Consider the following 16,387-nt stretch of genomic DNA (forward strand, 5'->3'; position numbering starts at 1 on the left):
CGGCCGGCCCGCGGGGATGGTCGCCACGGCCTGCGCGATGGCGCCGGCGGTCTCGGCGGAGTAGGCGTCGCCCGCCAGCAGTAGCGCCACCCGCGCCACCAGCGCGGACGGATCCTGCGCCAGCGCGATCTCGGCGGTGTAGGGGGTCTGCAGATCCTCCCAGCCCCGGTCCACATAGATGGCCAGGAAGTTCAGGTAGCCTGCGATGCTGGTCTCGTCGGTGATCTGCAGTTCCGGCGCCACCAGGTGCTGGCGCGCCAGCTCCGTCACGGGCGGCACGTAGCGCGGGCGGAAGAAATTGAAGACGCTGGCTGAACGCATCGGGCTCTGGGCCAGGCGGATCGTGTTGTCGGTAGTGTCCGGCATGGCCCAGGCGCCATTGTTGGAGACGGCGCCGAACGCCCGCGCCCAGGCCGCAAAGCGCACGATCGGTTCGCGCACCTTGCCCCAGCCGGGCGCGGCCAGGTCGGGATTGCGCGCCTCGGGGTCCAGCAGAATGGCGCGCACCACGGCCTTCAGGTTGCCGCGCGTGCCAGCGCCGTCGTCGTCGAAGACGGCGGACACGCGCGCCACATAGGCGCGGCTGGGGTTGCTGGTGACCAGCCGCTGGATCAGTTGCGTGCCGATGAAGGGCGCTACGTTGGGGTGGGCGCAGATCACCTCCATGGCGCGCTTGAGCGACAGGTGGCCGTCGGTGCCCGCCGGCACCACCGCGCCCAGGAAGCGCTTTTCGGCCAGCGAGTGCAGCGCGTTGTTCAGGGCCATGGGGCGCCGGTGGAACTCCACGTCGGTTTCCGGACCGTTGATGTCCCAACCTGTGAAGACCTTGGCCAGGCCCTGAACGTCCGTGTTGGAATAGGTTTCCACCGGCGCGCCGTTCACCATCCGGACGGACCCGTCCGGTTCCAGTTCCAGCAGGCCGATGCTGAACAGCTGCATGACCTCGCGGGCATAGTTCTCGTCGGGATGGCGGCCGGTCTTGGGATCTTCCTTGCGGTTGCCGCGATAGGTCAGCATGCAGCCCATCGACAGGTTGCGGGTGACGGCGGTCAGCAACTGCTGATAGTTGCCCAGGGCATGTTCGGCCAGCAGGTCCATGAAGCCCGCCGCGCCGAACAGCGGCCAGGACGCGGTGATGGACGACACGCCCACCACGAAGATCTCGGACAGCGCGAACGCCACCCGCGTGCGCACCTGGTCCGGCGCGGCGATGAACTTGCGCCACAGCGTGGATTCCAGGGGCGCGTTGATGCCGTTGCCCTTGAACTCCTCGGTGTTCTTTCTTTGTTGCAGCAGCCAGTCGAAGTGGGTCTGCGATGGCGGCAGCGCCAACTGCGCGTCCAACCAGGCCGCATAGCCGTCGCGTACCACGGCATCAATGTCGGCGGGGGTAGGGCCGAACGTCACCTGCGCCAGGAAACGCGAGGCCTGGCCCGGGGTGGGTTTTTCGTGCGGCAGAGCAGCGGACTGCGGCGCAGCCGCTGACGGCGTAGCGGACATGCGCAGGCACCTCGTCGAATGCGAAAACCTACGGTACTGAAGCCCAGGGCGGGCTTCAATACCGTCATTCGGACGAGGGACTAGTCCAAAAGCATGGGATTCAGACCGAGCGCGTGATGCCGCCGTCGATGCGGATGTTCTGGCCGGTGATGTAGGACGATGCGTCGGAAGCCAGGAAGGCGATCAGGTCCGCGACCTCTTCGGCGGTGCCATAGCGGCCCATCGGGATGCGCGTGCGGCGGTCTTCCTTTTCGGGCAGGCTGTCGATGAAGCCCGGCAGCACGTTGTTCATCCGCACATTGTGTTCGGCGTACTCGTCGGCGAACACCTTGGTGAAGGCGGCCAGCCCGGCGCGGAACACGCCGGACGTGGGGAACAGCGCTTCCGGCTCGAAGGTGGCATAGGTCGAGATATTGACGATGGCGCCGGTCTTCTGCTGCTTCATCACCGGCGCGACCAGGCGCGCGATCCGCACCACGTTCAGCAGGTAGTACTCCATGCCCAGGTGCCAGTCCTCGTCGCTGATTTCCAGCAGCGGACCCTTGGGGCCGTGGCCGGCGCTGTTGACTACCGCGTCGATCCTGCCCCATTTCTGCAGGGTGGCGTCCACCAGCCGCGCCAGGTCTTCGGGCGAGCGGTTGGATCCCGTAATGCCCAGGCCGTCCAGTTCCTGCGCCAGGGCCTCGCCCTTGCCCGAAGATGACAGGATGGCCACGCGCCAGCCGTCGGCCGCCAGTTTGCGCGCCGCCGCCGCGCCCATGCCGCTGCCGCCGGCGGTGACGATCGCCACTTTTTCCGTGCTCATGCTCACTCCTGGTCTTGAATCATTGGGGAGCTGCCATTGTAGAAGCGGGACCGACCCGCCACACCACATTGCCGACGTCGTCCGCCACCAGCAGGCCGCCTTGGCGGTCTATTGCCACCCCTACCGGCCGCCCCTGGGCTTCGCCGTTTTCGTTCAGGAAGCCTGTCAGCACGTCGCGCGCGGCGCCATCGGGCTTGCCGTCGCGGAAGGGCACGAAGATGACCTTGTAGCCGCTGCGCGGATTGCGGTTCCAGGAGCCGTGCTGGCCCACGAACATGCCGTCCGCGTACGGCGCGGGCAGCTTGGAGCCGTCCGACCAGGCCAGCCCCAGCGAGGCGGTGTGCGGACCCAGCGCGTAGTCGGGCACGATGGCGCGGGCAACCAGGTCGGGGCGCGGCGGCTGGACGCGGGTGTCGACGTGCTGGCCGAAGTAGCTGTAGGGCCAGCCATAGAAGCCGCCGTCCCGCACCGAGGTCATGTAGTCGGGCACCAGGTCGCTGCCCAGTTCGTCGCGTTCGTTGACGGCGGTCCACAAGGTCTTGCCGTCCGGCGCCCAGGCCATGCCCACCGGGTTGCGCAGTCCGGTGGCGTACAGGTGCTTGGCGCCGCTGGCCACGTCGATCTCCCAGATGGCGGCGCGGCCTGCTTCGATGTCCATGCCGTTTTCGCCGACGTTGCTGTTGGAGCCTACCGACACGTAAAGCTTGCTGCCGTCCGGGCTGGCCAGCAGGTTCTTGGTCCAGTGGTGGTTGAGGCCGGCGGGCAGGTCGGTGACCTTCACGCCGGGGGCGCTGATCCGCTGCTGTCCGGTCTCATAGGGGAAGCGGACCACGGCGTCGGCATTGGCCACGTAGAGCTGATTGCCGATCAAGGCCATGCCGAACGGCGAATTCAGGCCATCGAGCAGCACGCTGCGGGTATCGGCGACGCCGTCGTGATGGGTGTCGCGCAGCAGGGTGATGCGGTTGGCGCTGTCGGTCCGGGCGCCGGCGCGTTTCATCACCAGGCCCGCGATCCAGCCCTTGAAACCGCCCGAGGCCGATTCGGGCTTGGGCGGCGCATTGGTTTCGGCCACCAGCACGTCGCCGTTGGGCAGCACGTACAGCCAGCGCGGGTGGTCCAGGCCGCTGGCGAACTCGGTCACCGCCATGCCATGGGCGGCCACGGGATGCGCGCCCGCGGGCCAGCCGATGGCCTTGGCGGTCTTTACGGTGGGTATGGCGGTGGGATTGGGGGCGGGCAGTTGGGGCGACGGGCCCATGCCGGCCTCGACCGGCAGCGTGGCCATTTCGCCGCAGGCGTTGAGGGTGGCGACGGCCATTGCCGCCGCCAGTAGAAGGCGTGGGTTGGGCATGGTGCATGCTCCCGGGGGCTGTGAGGTCCATCATACGCTCGGACCCCGGCCATCCCGGGACGATCAGCGCATCTCGAATGCTTCCTGATGCCAGCGCACATGCTTGCCGCCCAGCTTGCGCAGGCCGCGCCTGAGCGCATCCGCCAGGCCTGTGGGCCCGCAGAACCATACGTCGGCGACGCGGCCCGCGGCCACCTCGCCCTGCGCCAGCGCGCTGGCCGTCAGCGTGTTGCCGTCGCGCGCGCTGTGTATCGTCAGCGTCACGCAGTCCAACGCGGCGCAGCGCTCCCGTAGCAGCGGCACGAAGGGATCGGCCGCGGCGTCGCGCACGCAGTAATGCAACCACACGCGCGGCGGCTGCGCCTGACCGGCCTGCAACGCTTCCAGCCATGCCAGGAAGGGGGTGACGCCGATGCCGCCCGCAATCCAGACCTGCGACGCGCCGGCCGCGCCGGGCTCCAGCTGAAAGCGGCCGTAGGGTCCTTCCACGGCGACGTCCTGGCCGATGCGCAGCGTGCGCGCCAGCGTGCGGGTGTAGTCGCCCAGGGCCTTGATCTGGAACGTCACGCGGCGCTCGCCGGGCACGGGGGCGCTGGCGATGGTGTAGGGGTGGGCGCCTTCCTTGCGGTCGAAGGTGACGAAGGCGAATTGCCCCGCATGGTGATGCCGCCAATTGCCGTCGAGTTCGCAGCTGACCTCCATGATGCCGTCCGGCAGGTGCGTCAGCGATACGATCTTGCCGCGCGCGCGGCGGCCGTGGCCGACGCGCCCCAGCAGCGCCACCAGCGCGGCATAGGTGCCCGCGGCCAGCAGCGGAATCAGCAGCAGGCCCACGGGACCGCTCCAGTAGTACGCCGGCGCCAGCGCCACGGTGTGGAACACCAGCGCCAGGAACAGCAGAGGCATGACGCGATGCAGAAGGCGCCAGGCCCGGTAGGGAAAGCGCCGCCACAGGGTGATCGCCAGCATCGCGAGCAGCAGGTAGATCGACCACTCGCCGAGATCCTTGGCCACGCCACGCGAGCCTTCGAACAGCGCCAGCACGGCGTCGCGGGCGGGACGGTTGCCCGCGTCCGCCAGGCCCTTCAAGGGGCCGCTGGCCAGCTTCAGCAGCCAGTGCGCGGCGCCGGCCCCTACTGCAAGAATGCCAGCCCATTTATGCAGCCGGTAGATCTTGTCCATGCCGCCCAGCGGCCGTTCCAGCCACGCCGGCCGCAAGGCCAGCAGCATGATCAAGCACATCAGCCCGATGGACCAGACGCCGGTGAGGTACAGGCCTTGCTGCCGAGCGACCCAGTACCAGGCGCCGGCCGCCGGCGGCTGCAGGATCAGCGCATCCAGGCCCCAGGCCAGGGTAAGGGCGAGCAGGAAGCCGCCGAGGGCGGCGCCGGTTCCTATCGGTTTCATGATGGCATCCATGTTGGGGCGCTCGGCCCGCCGGATGCGGGCGGAGCGCGGGAAGGCGCGATCGCGCGGGTGCTTCAGTCCTTGATCTTGCTGCGCAGGACGGCGCCGCTTTGAGCGTCGACCCGCAGCTTCACGCGCTGGCCTTGCGGGTTGTCGGCCTTGACGTCGTAACGGCCGTGTTCGAGCTCGATCTCGGTGATGTTGCGGTACCCTGCGGCGGTCAGCGTGTCGTAGACCTGGCGCACGGTCAGCGTCGCGTTGGCGGGCGCGGTGGCGGCGGGCTGGACCGGCGTTTGCGCCGGCGTCTGGGCATGCACGGCGGCCGCGCTAGTGAGGGTTGCGGCGCCAAGCGCCAGGGCGGCCAGGGTGTTGCGGATTGCGGTCATGGAGTGGCTCCTTGGTTGTAGCGGGTTGCCGGAATGGCGACCATGACCGCATTATTCGGTTGTGCGGATGAACCAATTCTGAAGCGGCCGTTCACGTGCCGTTCATTTTTCCGGCGCTATAACTGGGCGGAGAATCGCCTCTCATGGCGGCCCCTGAATTGCGAAAGAGACCATGACCCGAGGAATACGTACCCGAATCTGGCTGACCTGCGGCGCGCTGATGCTGGCGCTGGCCGCGGGCCCCGGCACGGGCGTGGCCGACGAAAGCGACCATGAACAGGCGCGCCAGGCCTTGCAGGCGGGCAAGGTCCTGCCCCTGCGCTCGGTGCTGGATATTGTGGAGCGCGACTATCCCGGGCAGGTGGTCAAGGTCGAATTCGAGGAAGACGACGGCGAGTTCATCTACGAGATCCGGCTGCTGCAGGGCGGCGGCCGGCTGGTCAAGCTGAAGATCGATGCGCGCGACGGCAAGGTGCTGGGCGTGAAAGGCCGCGACATCCAATTCCGGGACAAGCACTGATGCGCATACTCGTAGTCGAAGACGAACCCACGCTGTCCACGCAACTGGCCGATGCCCTGCGCCAGGCCGGCTATACCGTGGACACCGCGGCGGATGGCGGGACGGCCCAATACATGGGCGCGGTCGAGACCTACGACGTGGTGGTGCTGGACCTGGGCCTGCCGGTCATGGACGGCCTGACCGTGCTCAAGCAATGGCGCGCCGCGGGCCAGGGCATGCCGGTACTGATCCTGACGGCGCGCGACAACTGGCACGAGAAGGTCGCCGGCATCGATGCCGGCGCCGACGATTACCTGACCAAGCCTTTCCACATGGAAGAGCTGCTGGCGCGGGTGCGGGCGCTGCTGCGCCGCTCCAGCAGCCACGCCAGCGCGCAATGGCGCTGCGGGCCGCTGATGCTGGACACGCGCCTGGCCAAGGTCACGGTGGACGGCCAGGCGTTGTCCCTGACCAGCCACGAATTCAAGGTGCTGGCCGTGCTGATGCAGCGCGCGGGCGAGGTCATTTCGCGTAGCGAGCTGACCGAGCACGTCTACGCCCAGGACCACGATCGCGATTCCAACACCATCGACGTGTTCATCGCGCGGCTGCGCAAGAAGCTGCCGCCCGACACCATCGAAACCGTGCGCGGCCTGGGCTACCGCCTGGCCTGCGCCGCATGATGCCGGGGCGCGTGGGCGCGCCGGGCTCGCTGCGCTGGCGCCTGCTGGCCGGCACGCTGGCCTGGATCCTGGTCACCGTGGTGTTGGCCGGCTGGGGGCTGGGAAGCTTGTTCCGCCAGCACATCACCGAGCAATTGCGCGCCGAACTGACCTTGCACCTGAACCAGCTGACCGCCGCCGTGAATGTGGCTCCGGACGGCCGCCTGGTGGTGTCGCCGCCCTTGAGCGATCCACGTTTGGAGCAGCCGCTGTCCGGCTTGTACTGGCAGATCGACCGGCTCGACGAGCAGGGCCGCCCGGTGGCCGTGGGCGCGGCGCGCTCGCGTTCCCTTTGGGACCAGGTGCTGGCGCTGCCTGCCGCCGACAACGCCGATGGAGTCTATGAAATCGCGGGGCCGGAAAAGCATAGCCTCACCGCGCTGACGCGCACGCTGGAACCGGCCGAGACCGAGGCCGCGCCATTGCGCCTGATCGTGGCCGCCGACAGCCAGGTGCTGGCCGAACCGATAGGGCGCTTCAACCACATGCTGCTGATTTCGCTGGGCGCGCTGGCGGCCGGATTGACCGTGGCGGCCGTGGTCCAGGTGGTGGTGGGGTTGCGGCCGTTGGCAAGGCTCAGGCGGCAGCTGGCCAAGCAACATGGCGGTGCCAGCGTGCGTATCGAGGGCAGCTTTCCCAGCGAGATCCAGCCCCTGGTCGACGACTTCAACCGCGTTCTGGATGTCAACGCCGCCATGGTGCAGCGGGCGCGCACGCAGGCCGGCAACCTGGCGCATGCGGTCAAGACTCCGCTGACGATCCTGGGCAATGCCGCCGCGCGCGAGGATGGTCCGCTGGCGGCGCTGGTGCAGGAACAGGTGGGCATGGCGCGCCGCCAGATCGACTATCACCTGGCGCGCGCCCGCGCAGCCGCCGCCTCCGATTCGGCCGACAGCCGTACGCCTTTGCGCCAGCCCATCGAAGGGCTGCTGCGGGTCATGCAGCGCCTGTACGCGCAGCGCGGTTTGCAGCTGGAGATGCCCGCGTTTGCCGATGGCCTGGTGTTCCGCGGCGAAGAGCAGGACTTGCAGGAGATGGTCGGCAACCTGCTGGACAACGCCTGCAAGTGGGCCGAACGCCAGGTACAGGTCACCGCGCTTGCGGCGGACCCTGGCCAGTTGCTCATCCAGATCGACGACGACGGCCCCGGCATTGCCGACGAGGAGCGCGAGCGCATCTTCCTGCGCGGCGTGCGCATGGATGAACAGCGTCCGGGATCGGGCCTGGGATTGGACATTGTGCGCGACCTGGCCACCACCTATGGCGGCCAGGCGCGGGCCGAGCGCTCGCCGTTGGGGGGCTTGAGGGTGTCGTTGTGGCTGCCGGCCGCCTGAGGCCGGCGCACGGATTTACTTGACCAGCGTGACCGGCGCTTCGGCCAGTTGCAGTACCTGATTGGCGACCGAGCCGATCAGGATGTTCGCCAGAGTGCCGTTGCCGCGCGTGCCCATCACGATGCGCGCGCAATTGTGGTCTTGCGCGTAGCCGGCGATTTCCGTTGCCGCATGGCCGAATGCGACGTGGCTGGTGTAGTCGGTGTTGGTTACGTCCAGCAGCTTGCGCGCCTCGTCCGTGGCCTCCTGGCCTTCGCGCAGGTAGAACTCGTCGATCATGTCCTGCGTGATCAGGCGCGACAGGCCGGCCCGGCCTTGCACGGGCGTCTGGACGTTGAGCAGATGGATGCGCGCGGCGCCGGCCCCTTGGGCGAGCTGGCGCGCGTACAGGACGGCGCGGTTGGCATTGTCGGAGCCGTCGACAGGGACCAGGATGTTCAGCATGGATGCTCCTTGACGGTTACTTGACCAGGGTGACGGGCAACTCCGTCAGATGCAGGACGCGGGTCGCGACCGAACCCAGGAACCAGGATGACACCGAGCCCAGCCCGCGCGAGCCCATGTAGATCTCGTCGGCGCCGGATTCGTCGGCCACGCGCACGATGGTCTCGGCGGCCGCGCCCACTTCGACGCGCGCCTGGAAGGGCACGCCGGCCTGGGTCAGCAGGTCGCTGGCGGCCTGCAGCGCGTGGCGGCCTTCTTCCTCGTGATAGGCGTCGATCTCGGCCTGCGACAGGCCGCGGCCGATCTTGCCTGCTTTCAGCGGGATCTGGACCGTGAGGAGTTCCACGCGTTCGACGGGGTCGTAGCTGCGGGAGTCGAGCAGGGCTTGGACCGCGTGGACGGCGGGCTGCGAGCCATCCACGGGAATCAGGATGCGTTTCATGGGCGTCTCCTTGTGCGCGCCGCGGGCGGCGTTGTAGTCCACTGTATCCGAATTATTCTCCGAATCGGACAAGCGCGACATGCGCGGGATCAAAGCGGGCGCAATCAGCGCGTAATCGGGATCCGACGGGAGACAGGCGGGCGTCAGGCCGACGCGCCATCAACGCCAGCGCGGCTCCAGGGTGTGCGCGGCGGGCGCGTTTCCGAGCAGGCGGGGGGCCAGCGCGCTCAGCGCCTCGGCCGAGCCGCTGGTTTCCAGACGCAGTTCTCCCGGGCCGTCGGCTCGCAGCAGGCCGCGCTCCAACAGTTGGTGACGCAGCCAGCGGGCCACGGGCGCGCCGGTTTCCAGCAGCGGCACGCCAGGGCCGGCAGCCGCCTGGATCGCGTCGCGCAGGAAGGGAAAGTGGGTGCAGCCCAGCACCAGCACGTCGGCGCCGGCCTTGCGCAACTCCGCCACGGGCGCGCGCACCGCGGCCTCGGCCTCGGGGCCGCTGAGCACGCCTTGTTCCACCAGCCGCACCCATTCGGGGCAGGGCCTGAACAGGATGCGGACTTCGGGGGCCTGGCGCTGGACCAGCGCCGCGAATTTGGGGCTGGCCAGGGTGCCGGTGGTGGCGAACACGCCCACCACGCCGCTCGTGGTCAGGTGTGCGGCGGGCTTGATGGCGGGTTCCACGCCGATGATGATCAGTCGCGGATGGCGCTGGCGCAGTTGGGCGATTGCCGCCGCGGTCGCGGTGTTGCAGGCCACCACCATGGCTTTGGCCTGGCGCGACACGAAGTAATCGGCGATGGTGCTGGCGCGCTGCTCGACGTAGTCCTGCGTTTTTTCGCCGTAGGGCACATGGGCCGAGTCGGCCACGTACAGCAGCGACTCGTGGGGCAAGGCGTCGCGGATGGCGCGCAGCACGCTCAGTCCGCCGACGCCGGAGTCGTAGATGCCGATGGGGGATTCTGGAAGCATGGCTGCAATGCGGAGTGCGGGTGCCGGGCAGTGTAGCGCCGCGCGTTCAGGCCAGGGATTCCTCCCGCTGCCGGCGGGCCTCGTCGATCAGCTTGCGGGTGGCGCCTGACAGGGATTCGTCGCGCCAGATCAGGTTCAGCGGCGCGCGCAGTTCCGCGGGCTGGGTCAGGTTGACGTAGACCACGCCCTCGATGTTCACGCGGCGCAGCGATGCCGGCACCAGCGACACGCCCAGGCCCGCCGCCACCAGGCTCAGGGTGGACAGCATGCGCGGCGCTTCCTGGGCCACGCGGGGGCTGAAGCCAGCCGCGCCGCAGGCGGCGATGATGGCGTCATACAGGCCAGGCCCGCTGTGGCGGCGATAGAGGATCAGGGATTCATCGGCCAGTTCGGACAACGCGATGCGCTTGCGCGACCGGCCCTTGACGGCCGGGTGGTCGGCCGGAAACGCGGCCAGCATCGGTTCCTCCAGCACGGTCTCCACCACCACGCCGGGGCCCAGCCCATAGGGGCCGCGGATGAACGCTGCGTCCACCCGGCCTGCGCCGACAGCCTCCATCAGTTCTCCGGTGCTGCTTTCCTCCAGCACCAGTCGCACGTTGGGCGCGGCCTCGCGGAAACGCCGGATGACGGACGGCACGAAGGGGTGGAAGGCGGCCGATCCGGTGAAGCCCACGGTCAGGCGTCCGGCCTCGCCCAACGATACCCGCCGCACGCCTTCCACGGCCTGGTCCACCAGGGCCACGATGTTGCGCGCATCGTCCAGCAGCGCGCGGCCGCTTTCGGTCAGCTCCATGCCGCGCGGCAAGCGGTGGAACAGGGTGACCCCCAGCTCCTGCTCCAGCACGCGGATCTGTTGGCTGAGCGGCGGCTGGCGTATGCCCAGCCGCGCCGCGGCCTTGGTCAGGTGGGATTCCTCGGCCACGGCCAGGAAGTAGCGCAACAGCCTCAAGTCTACGGATGCCATATTCAACCGATATGAATATATAGATAGTCATATATTAGACATTATCCGAGGCGAAGAGTAGGCTGCAATCTCGTTGTCTTCCCCTGGTTCCACCCCCGCGCCGCCACGCTGGCGCCGGCATAAAAATGATGAACGCAGCAGCACCTTCCATCCCCGAGGCCGATCTCCGGCCCGCGCCCACTTGCGGGCAACTGTTCTACGGATTCCTCATGCTCGGCCTGACGGCCTTCGGCGGCGCCCTGCCGCTGGCGCGCCGCATGGTCGTCGAAAAGCACCGCTGGCTCAGCGGCGCCGAGTTCACCGATCTGCTGGGCCTGTGCCAGTTCCTGCCCGGCGGCAACATCATCAACCTGTCGGTGGCGCTGGGCATGAAGTTCCGCGGCCCGCGCGGCGCCTTCGCGGCGCTGATGGGCCTGATCCTGGCGCCGTCCGCCATCGTGGTGCTGCTGGGCATGGTGTACGACCGCTTCCAGAACGACCCGCACATCCAGCACCTGTTCGCCGGGCTGGCAGCGGCCGCCGCGGGCCTGCTGATCTCGATGGCCGTGAAGATCGGGCTGCCGGTGCTGAAGCGCCGCGACTGGCTGGCCGGCGTGGTGGCCACGGCCTGCTTCATCGCCATCGCCGTGTTGCGCATTCCGCTGTTGCCGACGATGGCGGTGCTGACGCCGCTGAGCATCCTGATGGTCTGGAGGCAACGTCGATGATCCACACACTGATCGCCCTGGCCCTGATCTTTTCCGAGCTGTCGGTGCTGGCGTTCGGCGGGGGCAACACCATCCTGCCCGAGATGCAGCGCCAGGTGGTGGATGTGCACGGCTGGATGACGGCAGCCGACTTTTCCGCGCTGTTCGCCCTGGGGCAGGCCGCCCCGGGTCCCAACCTGATGGTGGTCACCCTGGTTGGCTGGCACGTGGCCGGCGGCCTGGGCATGCTGGTCACCACCATTGCCAAGTTCGGCCCTTCGTCCATCATTACCGTGATCGCCCTGGGGTTGTGGGAGCGCTTCAAGGACCGCCCATGGCGCGGCGTGATCCAGGCGGGCATCTTCCCCATGACGGTGGGGCTGGTGGCGGCCAGCGCGGCGCTCATCACCGAGGCCTCGGTGCATACCTGGCTGCTGGGCGTCATCACCGCGGCGGTGGCGCTGCTGGGCAGCTTCACCCGTATTCATCCGCTATGGCTGCTGTTCGGCGGCGCACTGGTCGGTTTGCTCGGCATCGGTTAGCGTTAGGGCCTGTTCACGTCTAAAGGAGCGCCGCATGCCGCCGCTCAAGGATTTCGATCCCGAGGACGATGCCACGTCCGGCGCTGCCTTGCCGTTCTTCCATGCCCACCGGCGCCTGGTTGGCTGCGCCGGCTTGCTGCTGCTCACGGCGGGCGGTCTCTACGCCCTGGGCGTGCCCTGGGTCCTGGCGCTGTTGCTGGGATTCGACGCAGGGGCGCTGGTGTTTCTGCTGATGACGGCGCGGGTGTTTGGCCGGACCAGTTCTGCTGCCATGCGCCAGCACGCGCAGCAGCAGGATGTGGGGCGCACGGGCGTGCTGTGGAGCAGCGTGGCCCTGTCCTGCATGGTGATGATGGCGCTGTGGGTCGAGTTGCGGGGCGAGAGCGGCGTGGGCAGCGTACTGGCCATGCTGGCCGCCGCCGCGACCATCATCCTGTCATGGCTCTACATGAACATGATCTTCGCGTTGCACTACGCGCATGGCTATTACGGCCATCGCAACGCCATGCACAAAGGGTTGGATTTCCCGGGCACGGAAGACCCTGACTACTGGGACTTCGCCTATTTCGCGCTGGTGCTGGGCATGACGTTCCAGGTGTCGGACGTGCAGATCGTGAACCGGCGAGTGCGCCGCACCGCCTTGACGCACAGCGTCATCGCCTTTTTCTTCAACGTCTTCATCATCGCCATCAGCGTGAACGTGGCGGCGGGGCGGGCCTAGGGCCGCCCAGCGCGGCCACGCCTCAGGCGGCGCCCAGGCGCCACAAGGACGTGACTTCCTTCGAGCGCGCCGCGTGCAGCGGGTCGCTTGCATCCTGTGCGCGGCCATGCGTGGGCCGCGTGTCGATGCGTTCGATGACGCGCAGGCCGGCCTGGCTGATCATCTCCAGCAGTGCTTCGCGAGTGCGCAGGCCCAGATGTTCGGCCAGGTCCGACAGGATCAGCCAGCCTTCGCCGTTGGGCGTCAGATGCGCCGTCAGTCCGCCGAGGAATCCGCGCAGCATGCGGCTGTCGGGATCGTAGACGGCCTGCTCGACGGGCGAGCTGGGTCGGGCCGGCAGCCAAGGCGGGTTGCAGACGATCAGCGACACCCGGCCCTCGGGGAACAGGTCCGTCTCTTCAACGTCGACCTGCTTGGACAGGCCCAGCCGTTCCAGGTTTTCGCGGGCGCAAGCCAGGGCGCGGGGATCCGTGTCGGTGGCGATGACACGCTTGCCGCCGCGGCGGGCAATCACGGCGGCCAGCACGCCGGTGCCGGTGCCGATGTCGAAGGCGACGCTGCCGCGCGGCATCGGGGTGCGCGCCACCAGGTCGATGTATTCGCCGCGCAAGGGCGAGAACACGCCGTAGTGCGGGTGGATGCGGGCGTTCAGCGCGGGAATCTCCACGCCTTTCTTGCGCCATTCGAAAGCGCCGATCAGGCCCAGCAGTTCGCGCAGCGACGCTACATAGGGCTCATTGGCGGGGCCGTGGGCTTCTTCGCAGGCCAATTGCGCGTCGGGCGCGCGGCGCAGCGGAATGCCGTGGCCCGCGTCGAACGGGATCAGCAACATGCCCAGGATGCGGGCGCGCTGCGACTGGATCTGGCGGTGCTGGTTGAAGGCGTCCAGCAGGGTGTCCACGGGCTTGCGGGGGCGCTTGTCGACCCGCCGCGTGATGGCCTGCAGCAGTTGCCGCGCATTCTGGAAATCGCCGCGCCACAGCAGGCCGACGCCTTCGCAGGCCTGGCGGTAGGCCATGTCCGCGGTCATGGTGTCGTCCGCGACCACCACGCGCTTGGGCGGCGCGGCGCCGGATTCGGAGCGCCAGCGGGCGGAATGGGGGGTCTGGTTTTCTTCCCAGTGGATTTCAGGGACGGTCAACGTGTCGCTCCAGCAAGGCGGGGCGCGCGGGGCAGGGTGGTCATGGAGAAAGCAAAAAGAAGGGGCGCGGGCTGCCAATGTAGCAGCTTCACGCCCCGCCGCGGCAGGCGCTGCCTGCCGCGATGCCCGATGCAGGCCTTAGTGGAACAGCACCACGGCCTTCTGCAGGGTGATCCAGATGCCCCAGGCCAGCGGGATGCCCACGCAGGCCCAGGCGAACGCCACCAGCGCCGCCGGCGTGCGGAACGTGGATATTCCGACCCCGTGCGTTTCCGTGGCGACCGCGCGCTCGTGGGCCAGCGCCTTTTCGCGCGCCAGCTCGTCGTCGCTCATGAAATACTTGGCGTTCACCGGCCGGATCGCCAGATTGCAGAGGAAACCCAGCACCAGCATGCCCGCCAGGATGTACATGGTGATGTCGTACACCTGGGCGCGCGGCACGCCGATGGACAGCTGGTACTCGCGGATGTAGTTCACCAGCACCGGCCCGAAAATGCCCGCCGCCGACCAGGCCGTCAGCAGCCGGCCATGGATGGCGCCCACCATCTGCGTGCCGAACAGGTCGGCCAGATAGGCCGGCACGGTGGAGAAGCCGCCGCCGTACATGGACAGGATGATGCAGAAGGCGGCCACGAACAGGGCCAGCGCGCCGATATGCGCGGTCCAGGGAATGGCCGAGTACAGCGCGAAGCCCAGCACGAAGAAGATGAAGTAGGTGGTCTTGCGGCCCAGCTTGTCGGACAGGCTGGCCCAGAAGAAGCGGCCGCCGATGTTGAACAAGCTAAGCAGGCCGGTGAAGCCGGCGGCGATGGCGGCGATGGCCGCCAACTGGCTCTTGTCCAGCTGCGTATAGCCCAGCTCAGGCTGGTTGATCAGGCCGCCGCCGAATACTTCCTGCAGCAGCGGCGAGGCCATGCCCAGGATGCCGATGCCCGCCGTGACGTTCAGGCACAGCGCCCACCAGACCAGCCAGAACTGCGGCACGCCCCAGACGCGCTGCACGTGGACGTGGCCCTTGGTGATCATGGCGTTGCCGGCATGCTTGGCCGGCGCGGTCCAGCCCTCGGGCTTCCAGCCGGTGGGCGGTACGCGGTAGCCCAGCGCGCCCGACATCATGAAAACGAAGTACACCGCGGCCATGGTCAGGAAGGTCTGCCAGACGCCGGGCGAATCGGGCGTGGCGAAGTGTCGCATCAGCAGGTCGGCCAGCGGCGCACCTATCATGGCGCCGCCGCCGAAGCCCATGATGGCCATGCCCGTGGCCATGCCGCGGCGGTCCGGAAACCACTTGATCAGCGTGCTCACGGGCGAAATGTAGCCCAGGCCCAGGCCGATGCCGCCGATGACGCCGGAGCCCAGCCACAGCATCCACATCTGGTGCAGGTACACGCCGATGGCCGAAATGACCAGGCCGCCGCACCAGCACAGGGCCGACACCACGCCCGCCTTGCGCGGGCCGGCGCGTTCCAGCCAGCCGCCCCACAGCGCGGCCGAGCAGCCCAGCAGCACGAAGAACAGGGTGTACATCCACCCCATGGTCGAGATTTTCCAGTCGCAGTTGGTGGCGAACAGCTCGGCGACGAGGCTCATGTCCGCAGGGCAGGCCAGCGGCTTGGCGCCGCCCACCACCTTGGACAGCGGCAGCCAGAACACCGAGAAGCCGTAGGCCATGCCGATGCACAGGTGGATGGCCAGGGCGGCCGGGGGTACCAGCCAGCGCGAGAAACCCGGGCCGGCGATGGTGCGTTCCTTGTCGAAAAATCCCGGCTTCGAACCGGGCAGGTCCAGCGTGGCAGTGCTTTGCATGTTGTCTCCTCTTGGGGCCGCTCTGTGGCGCGCGTAGTCCGGCATCTGGCCGGTCCCGCCGCCTTCTTTTGTGATGCTCTTGTTGTCTTGTGTTGCGCCGCTGCGCTAGGCCACGCGGGCAAGCGGCGTGAGGCGCTGCCGGTTTTTCGTGACCGCTTCCAGCACCAGCGGATGCAGGCGTTCCTCGCCGGCATCGCCGTCAGGGCTTTGTTCGAGAAAGCCCAGGAGCTCATTGCGCATGCGCGGCTCCCAGAACTTGTGGATATGGTTGGCCACGCCTTCCAGCGCTTCCTGCTGGTCGGGCATGGCCTCGAAGAATTGGCCGATGCGATTGGCCATGCGGATCAGGTTGCCGATTTCCATGCTTGCGTAGGTCCGGTTCAGGAGATGATGCGTAGGGGATGGGTGTACAAGGTGGCGTCGTCGCCGCGCAGAAAACCCAGCAGGCTGACGTTGGCTTCATGGGCCAGGCGGATGGCGAGCGCAGTGGGCGCGGAGACGGACGCCAGCACGGCGACGCCGGCAGCGGCGGTTTTCTGCACCATTTCGAAGCTGGCGCGGCTGGATACCACCACGATGCCGTCGCCGGCATGCATGGCCTGGCGCGCCAGGGCGCCGACCAGCTTGTCCAGCGCGTTGTGCCGGCCGACGTCTTCGCGCACCAGCGC

At 68.2% G+C, this 16,387-nt stretch carries 19 protein-coding genes; 6 read left to right on the top strand and 13 right to left on the bottom strand.

Annotated features, from left to right (window positions below; translation table 11 throughout):
* The 5 genes from WBB14_RS09215 to WBB14_RS09235 all read right to left on the bottom strand — a co-directional run.
* Nucleotides 1-1,500, bottom strand: a 1,500-nt coding sequence (locus WBB14_RS09215) for a DUF1800 domain-containing protein (protein WP_424239551.1), incomplete at its 3' end; no start/stop codon positions are given.
* Nucleotides 1,501-1,600: 100 nt separating this feature from the next.
* Nucleotides 1,601-2,305 carry an SDR family oxidoreductase gene (locus tag WBB14_RS09220; RefSeq protein ID WP_424239552.1) on the bottom strand — a complete coding sequence of 235 codons (705 nt, stop codon included), beginning with the start codon at nt 2,303-2,305 and terminating at the stop codon, nt 1,601-1,603.
* A gap of 19 nt (nt 2,306-2,324) precedes the next feature.
* Nucleotides 2,325-3,659, bottom strand: a complete 1,335-nt coding sequence (locus WBB14_RS09225) for a PQQ-dependent sugar dehydrogenase (RefSeq protein WP_424239553.1) — start codon at nt 3,657-3,659, stop codon at nt 2,325-2,327.
* Nucleotides 3,660-3,722: 63 nt separating this feature from the next.
* Nucleotides 3,723-5,066: a ferredoxin reductase family protein gene (locus tag WBB14_RS09230; protein ID WP_424239554.1), complete on the bottom strand. Its 1,344-nt coding sequence runs from the start codon at nt 5,064-5,066 to the stop codon at nt 3,723-3,725.
* A 74-nt stretch (nt 5,067-5,140) separates the two neighbouring features.
* A complete protein-coding gene (locus WBB14_RS09235) occupies nt 5,141-5,452 on the bottom strand; it encodes a PepSY domain-containing protein (RefSeq protein WP_424239555.1) in 312 nt (103 codons plus the stop codon).
* 220 nt (nt 5,453-5,672) lie between these two features.
* Here WBB14_RS09235 and WBB14_RS09240 point away from each other — a divergent pair, with 220 nt between their 5' ends.
* From WBB14_RS09240 to WBB14_RS09250, 3 genes are read left to right on the top strand one after another with little or no spacing between them, the layout of a single operon-like run.
* Nucleotides 5,673-5,972 (top strand): PepSY domain-containing protein, encoded by a 300-nt coding sequence (locus tag WBB14_RS09240; protein ID WP_332012260.1) that lies wholly within the window; start codon nt 5,673-5,675, stop codon nt 5,970-5,972.
* On the top strand, nt 5,972-6,634 hold the full coding sequence (locus WBB14_RS09245) for a response regulator transcription factor (RefSeq protein ID WP_424239556.1): 663 nt from the start codon (nt 5,972-5,974) through the stop codon (nt 6,632-6,634). The genes WBB14_RS09240 and WBB14_RS09245 overlap by 1 nt, the downstream gene beginning before the upstream one ends.
* Nucleotides 6,631-8,007 carry a sensor histidine kinase gene (locus WBB14_RS09250; protein ID WP_424239557.1) on the top strand — a complete coding sequence of 459 codons (1,377 nt, stop codon included), beginning with the start codon at nt 6,631-6,633 and terminating at the stop codon, nt 8,005-8,007. The genes WBB14_RS09245 and WBB14_RS09250 overlap by 4 nt, the downstream gene beginning before the upstream one ends.
* 15 nt (nt 8,008-8,022) lie before the next feature.
* On the opposite strand, the gene WBB14_RS09255 is transcribed toward WBB14_RS09250, so the two are convergent.
* From WBB14_RS09255 to WBB14_RS09270, 4 genes are all read right to left on the bottom strand, one after another.
* Nucleotides 8,023-8,451, bottom strand: a complete 429-nt coding sequence (locus tag WBB14_RS09255; protein ID WP_424239558.1) for a universal stress protein — start codon at nt 8,449-8,451, stop codon at nt 8,023-8,025.
* A gap of 16 nt (nt 8,452-8,467) precedes the next feature.
* Nucleotides 8,468-8,893, bottom strand: coding sequence for a universal stress protein (locus WBB14_RS09260; RefSeq protein WP_424239559.1), 426 nt, complete (start codon nt 8,891-8,893; stop codon nt 8,468-8,470).
* A gap of 159 nt (nt 8,894-9,052) precedes the next feature.
* Nucleotides 9,053-9,856 carry a glutamate racemase gene (murI, locus tag WBB14_RS09265; protein ID WP_424239560.1) on the bottom strand — a complete coding sequence of 268 codons (804 nt, stop codon included), beginning with the start codon at nt 9,854-9,856 and terminating at the stop codon, nt 9,053-9,055.
* Nucleotides 9,857-9,902: 46 nt separating this feature from the next.
* Nucleotides 9,903-10,823: a LysR substrate-binding domain-containing protein gene (locus WBB14_RS09270; protein ID WP_207465666.1), complete on the bottom strand. Its 921-nt coding sequence runs from the start codon at nt 10,821-10,823 to the stop codon at nt 9,903-9,905.
* Nucleotides 10,824-10,948: 125 nt separating this feature from the next.
* Between WBB14_RS09270 and WBB14_RS09275 the strand changes: the two genes are divergently transcribed.
* The 3 genes from WBB14_RS09275 to WBB14_RS09285 are packed head-to-tail and all read left to right on the top strand — an operon-like array spanning nt 10,949 to nt 12,772.
* The gene (locus WBB14_RS09275) at nt 10,949-11,530 is read left to right on the top strand and encodes a chromate transporter (RefSeq protein ID WP_424239561.1); all 582 of its coding nucleotides are present in this window, start codon (nt 10,949-10,951) and stop codon (nt 11,528-11,530) included.
* The gene (locus tag WBB14_RS09280) at nt 11,527-12,051 is read left to right on the top strand and encodes a chromate transporter (protein WP_424239562.1); all 525 of its coding nucleotides are present in this window, start codon (nt 11,527-11,529) and stop codon (nt 12,049-12,051) included. The genes WBB14_RS09275 and WBB14_RS09280 overlap by 4 nt, the downstream gene beginning before the upstream one ends.
* 34 nt (nt 12,052-12,085) lie before the next feature.
* Nucleotides 12,086-12,772, top strand: coding sequence for a DUF1345 domain-containing protein (locus WBB14_RS09285; RefSeq protein WP_424239563.1), 687 nt, complete (start codon nt 12,086-12,088; stop codon nt 12,770-12,772).
* Between the two features lie 22 nt (nt 12,773-12,794).
* Here the strand turns inward: WBB14_RS09285 and WBB14_RS09290 are convergent, their stop codons facing one another.
* The 4 genes from WBB14_RS09290 to WBB14_RS09305 form a co-directional block, all read right to left on the bottom strand.
* Complete coding sequence (locus WBB14_RS09290; protein ID WP_424239564.1) at nt 12,795-13,913, bottom strand: methyltransferase; 1,119 nt, start codon at nt 13,911-13,913, stop codon at nt 12,795-12,797.
* A 138-nt stretch (nt 13,914-14,051) separates the two neighbouring features.
* Nucleotides 14,052-15,719: an OFA family MFS transporter gene (locus WBB14_RS09295; RefSeq protein ID WP_424239565.1), complete on the bottom strand. Its 1,668-nt coding sequence runs from the start codon at nt 15,717-15,719 to the stop codon at nt 14,052-14,054.
* Between the two features lie 105 nt (nt 15,720-15,824).
* A complete protein-coding gene (locus WBB14_RS09300) occupies nt 15,825-16,082 on the bottom strand; it encodes a formate dehydrogenase subunit delta (protein ID WP_424239566.1) in 258 nt (85 codons plus the stop codon).
* A gap of 17 nt (nt 16,083-16,099) precedes the next feature.
* Nucleotides 16,100-16,387, bottom strand: a 288-nt coding sequence (locus tag WBB14_RS09305; protein WP_424239567.1) for a formate dehydrogenase accessory sulfurtransferase FdhD, incomplete at its 5' end; no start/stop codon positions are given.

Origin of the sequence: Achromobacter sp. (genome assembly GCF_049647645.1) — a bacterium.
GTDB lineage: Bacteria > Pseudomonadota > Gammaproteobacteria > Burkholderiales > Burkholderiaceae_B > Achromobacter.

Coding starts and splice junctions, on each gene's coding strand:
- WBB14_RS09300 (WP_424239566.1), bottom strand. CDS start 16,082: ATGGAAATCGGCAACCTGATCCGCATGGCCAATCGCATCGGCCAATTC.
- WBB14_RS09250 (WP_424239557.1), top strand. CDS start 6,631: ATGATGCCGGGGCGCGTGGGCGCGCCGGGCTCGCTGCGCTGGCGCCTG.
- WBB14_RS09225 (WP_424239553.1), bottom strand. CDS start 3,659: ATGCCCAACCCACGCCTTCTACTGGCGGCGGCAATGGCCGTCGCCACC.
- WBB14_RS09245 (WP_424239556.1), top strand. CDS start 5,972: ATGCGCATACTCGTAGTCGAAGACGAACCCACGCTGTCCACGCAACTG.
- WBB14_RS09230 (WP_424239554.1), bottom strand. CDS start 5,066: ATGAAACCGATAGGAACCGGCGCCGCCCTCGGCGGCTTCCTGCTCGCC.
- WBB14_RS09235 (WP_424239555.1), bottom strand. CDS start 5,452: ATGACCGCAATCCGCAACACCCTGGCCGCCCTGGCGCTTGGCGCCGCA.
- WBB14_RS09220 (WP_424239552.1), bottom strand. CDS start 2,305: ATGAGCACGGAAAAAGTGGCGATCGTCACCGCCGGCGGCAGCGGCATG.
- WBB14_RS09260 (WP_424239559.1), bottom strand. CDS start 8,893: ATGAAACGCATCCTGATTCCCGTGGATGGCTCGCAGCCCGCCGTCCAC.
- WBB14_RS09275 (WP_424239561.1), top strand. CDS start 10,949: ATGATGAACGCAGCAGCACCTTCCATCCCCGAGGCCGATCTCCGGCCC.
- WBB14_RS09280 (WP_424239562.1), top strand. CDS start 11,527: ATGATCCACACACTGATCGCCCTGGCCCTGATCTTTTCCGAGCTGTCG.
- WBB14_RS09240 (WP_332012260.1), top strand. CDS start 5,673: ATGCTGGCGCTGGCCGCGGGCCCCGGCACGGGCGTGGCCGACGAAAGC.
- WBB14_RS09285 (WP_424239563.1), top strand. CDS start 12,086: ATGCCGCCGCTCAAGGATTTCGATCCCGAGGACGATGCCACGTCCGGC.
- WBB14_RS09295 (WP_424239565.1), bottom strand. CDS start 15,719: ATGCAAAGCACTGCCACGCTGGACCTGCCCGGTTCGAAGCCGGGATTT.
- WBB14_RS09255 (WP_424239558.1), bottom strand. CDS start 8,451: ATGCTGAACATCCTGGTCCCTGTCGACGGCTCCGACAATGCCAACCGC.
- murI (WP_424239560.1), bottom strand. CDS start 9,856: ATGCTTCCAGAATCCCCCATCGGCATCTACGACTCCGGCGTCGGCGGA.
- WBB14_RS09270 (WP_207465666.1), bottom strand. CDS start 10,823: ATGGCATCCGTAGACTTGAGGCTGTTGCGCTACTTCCTGGCCGTGGCC.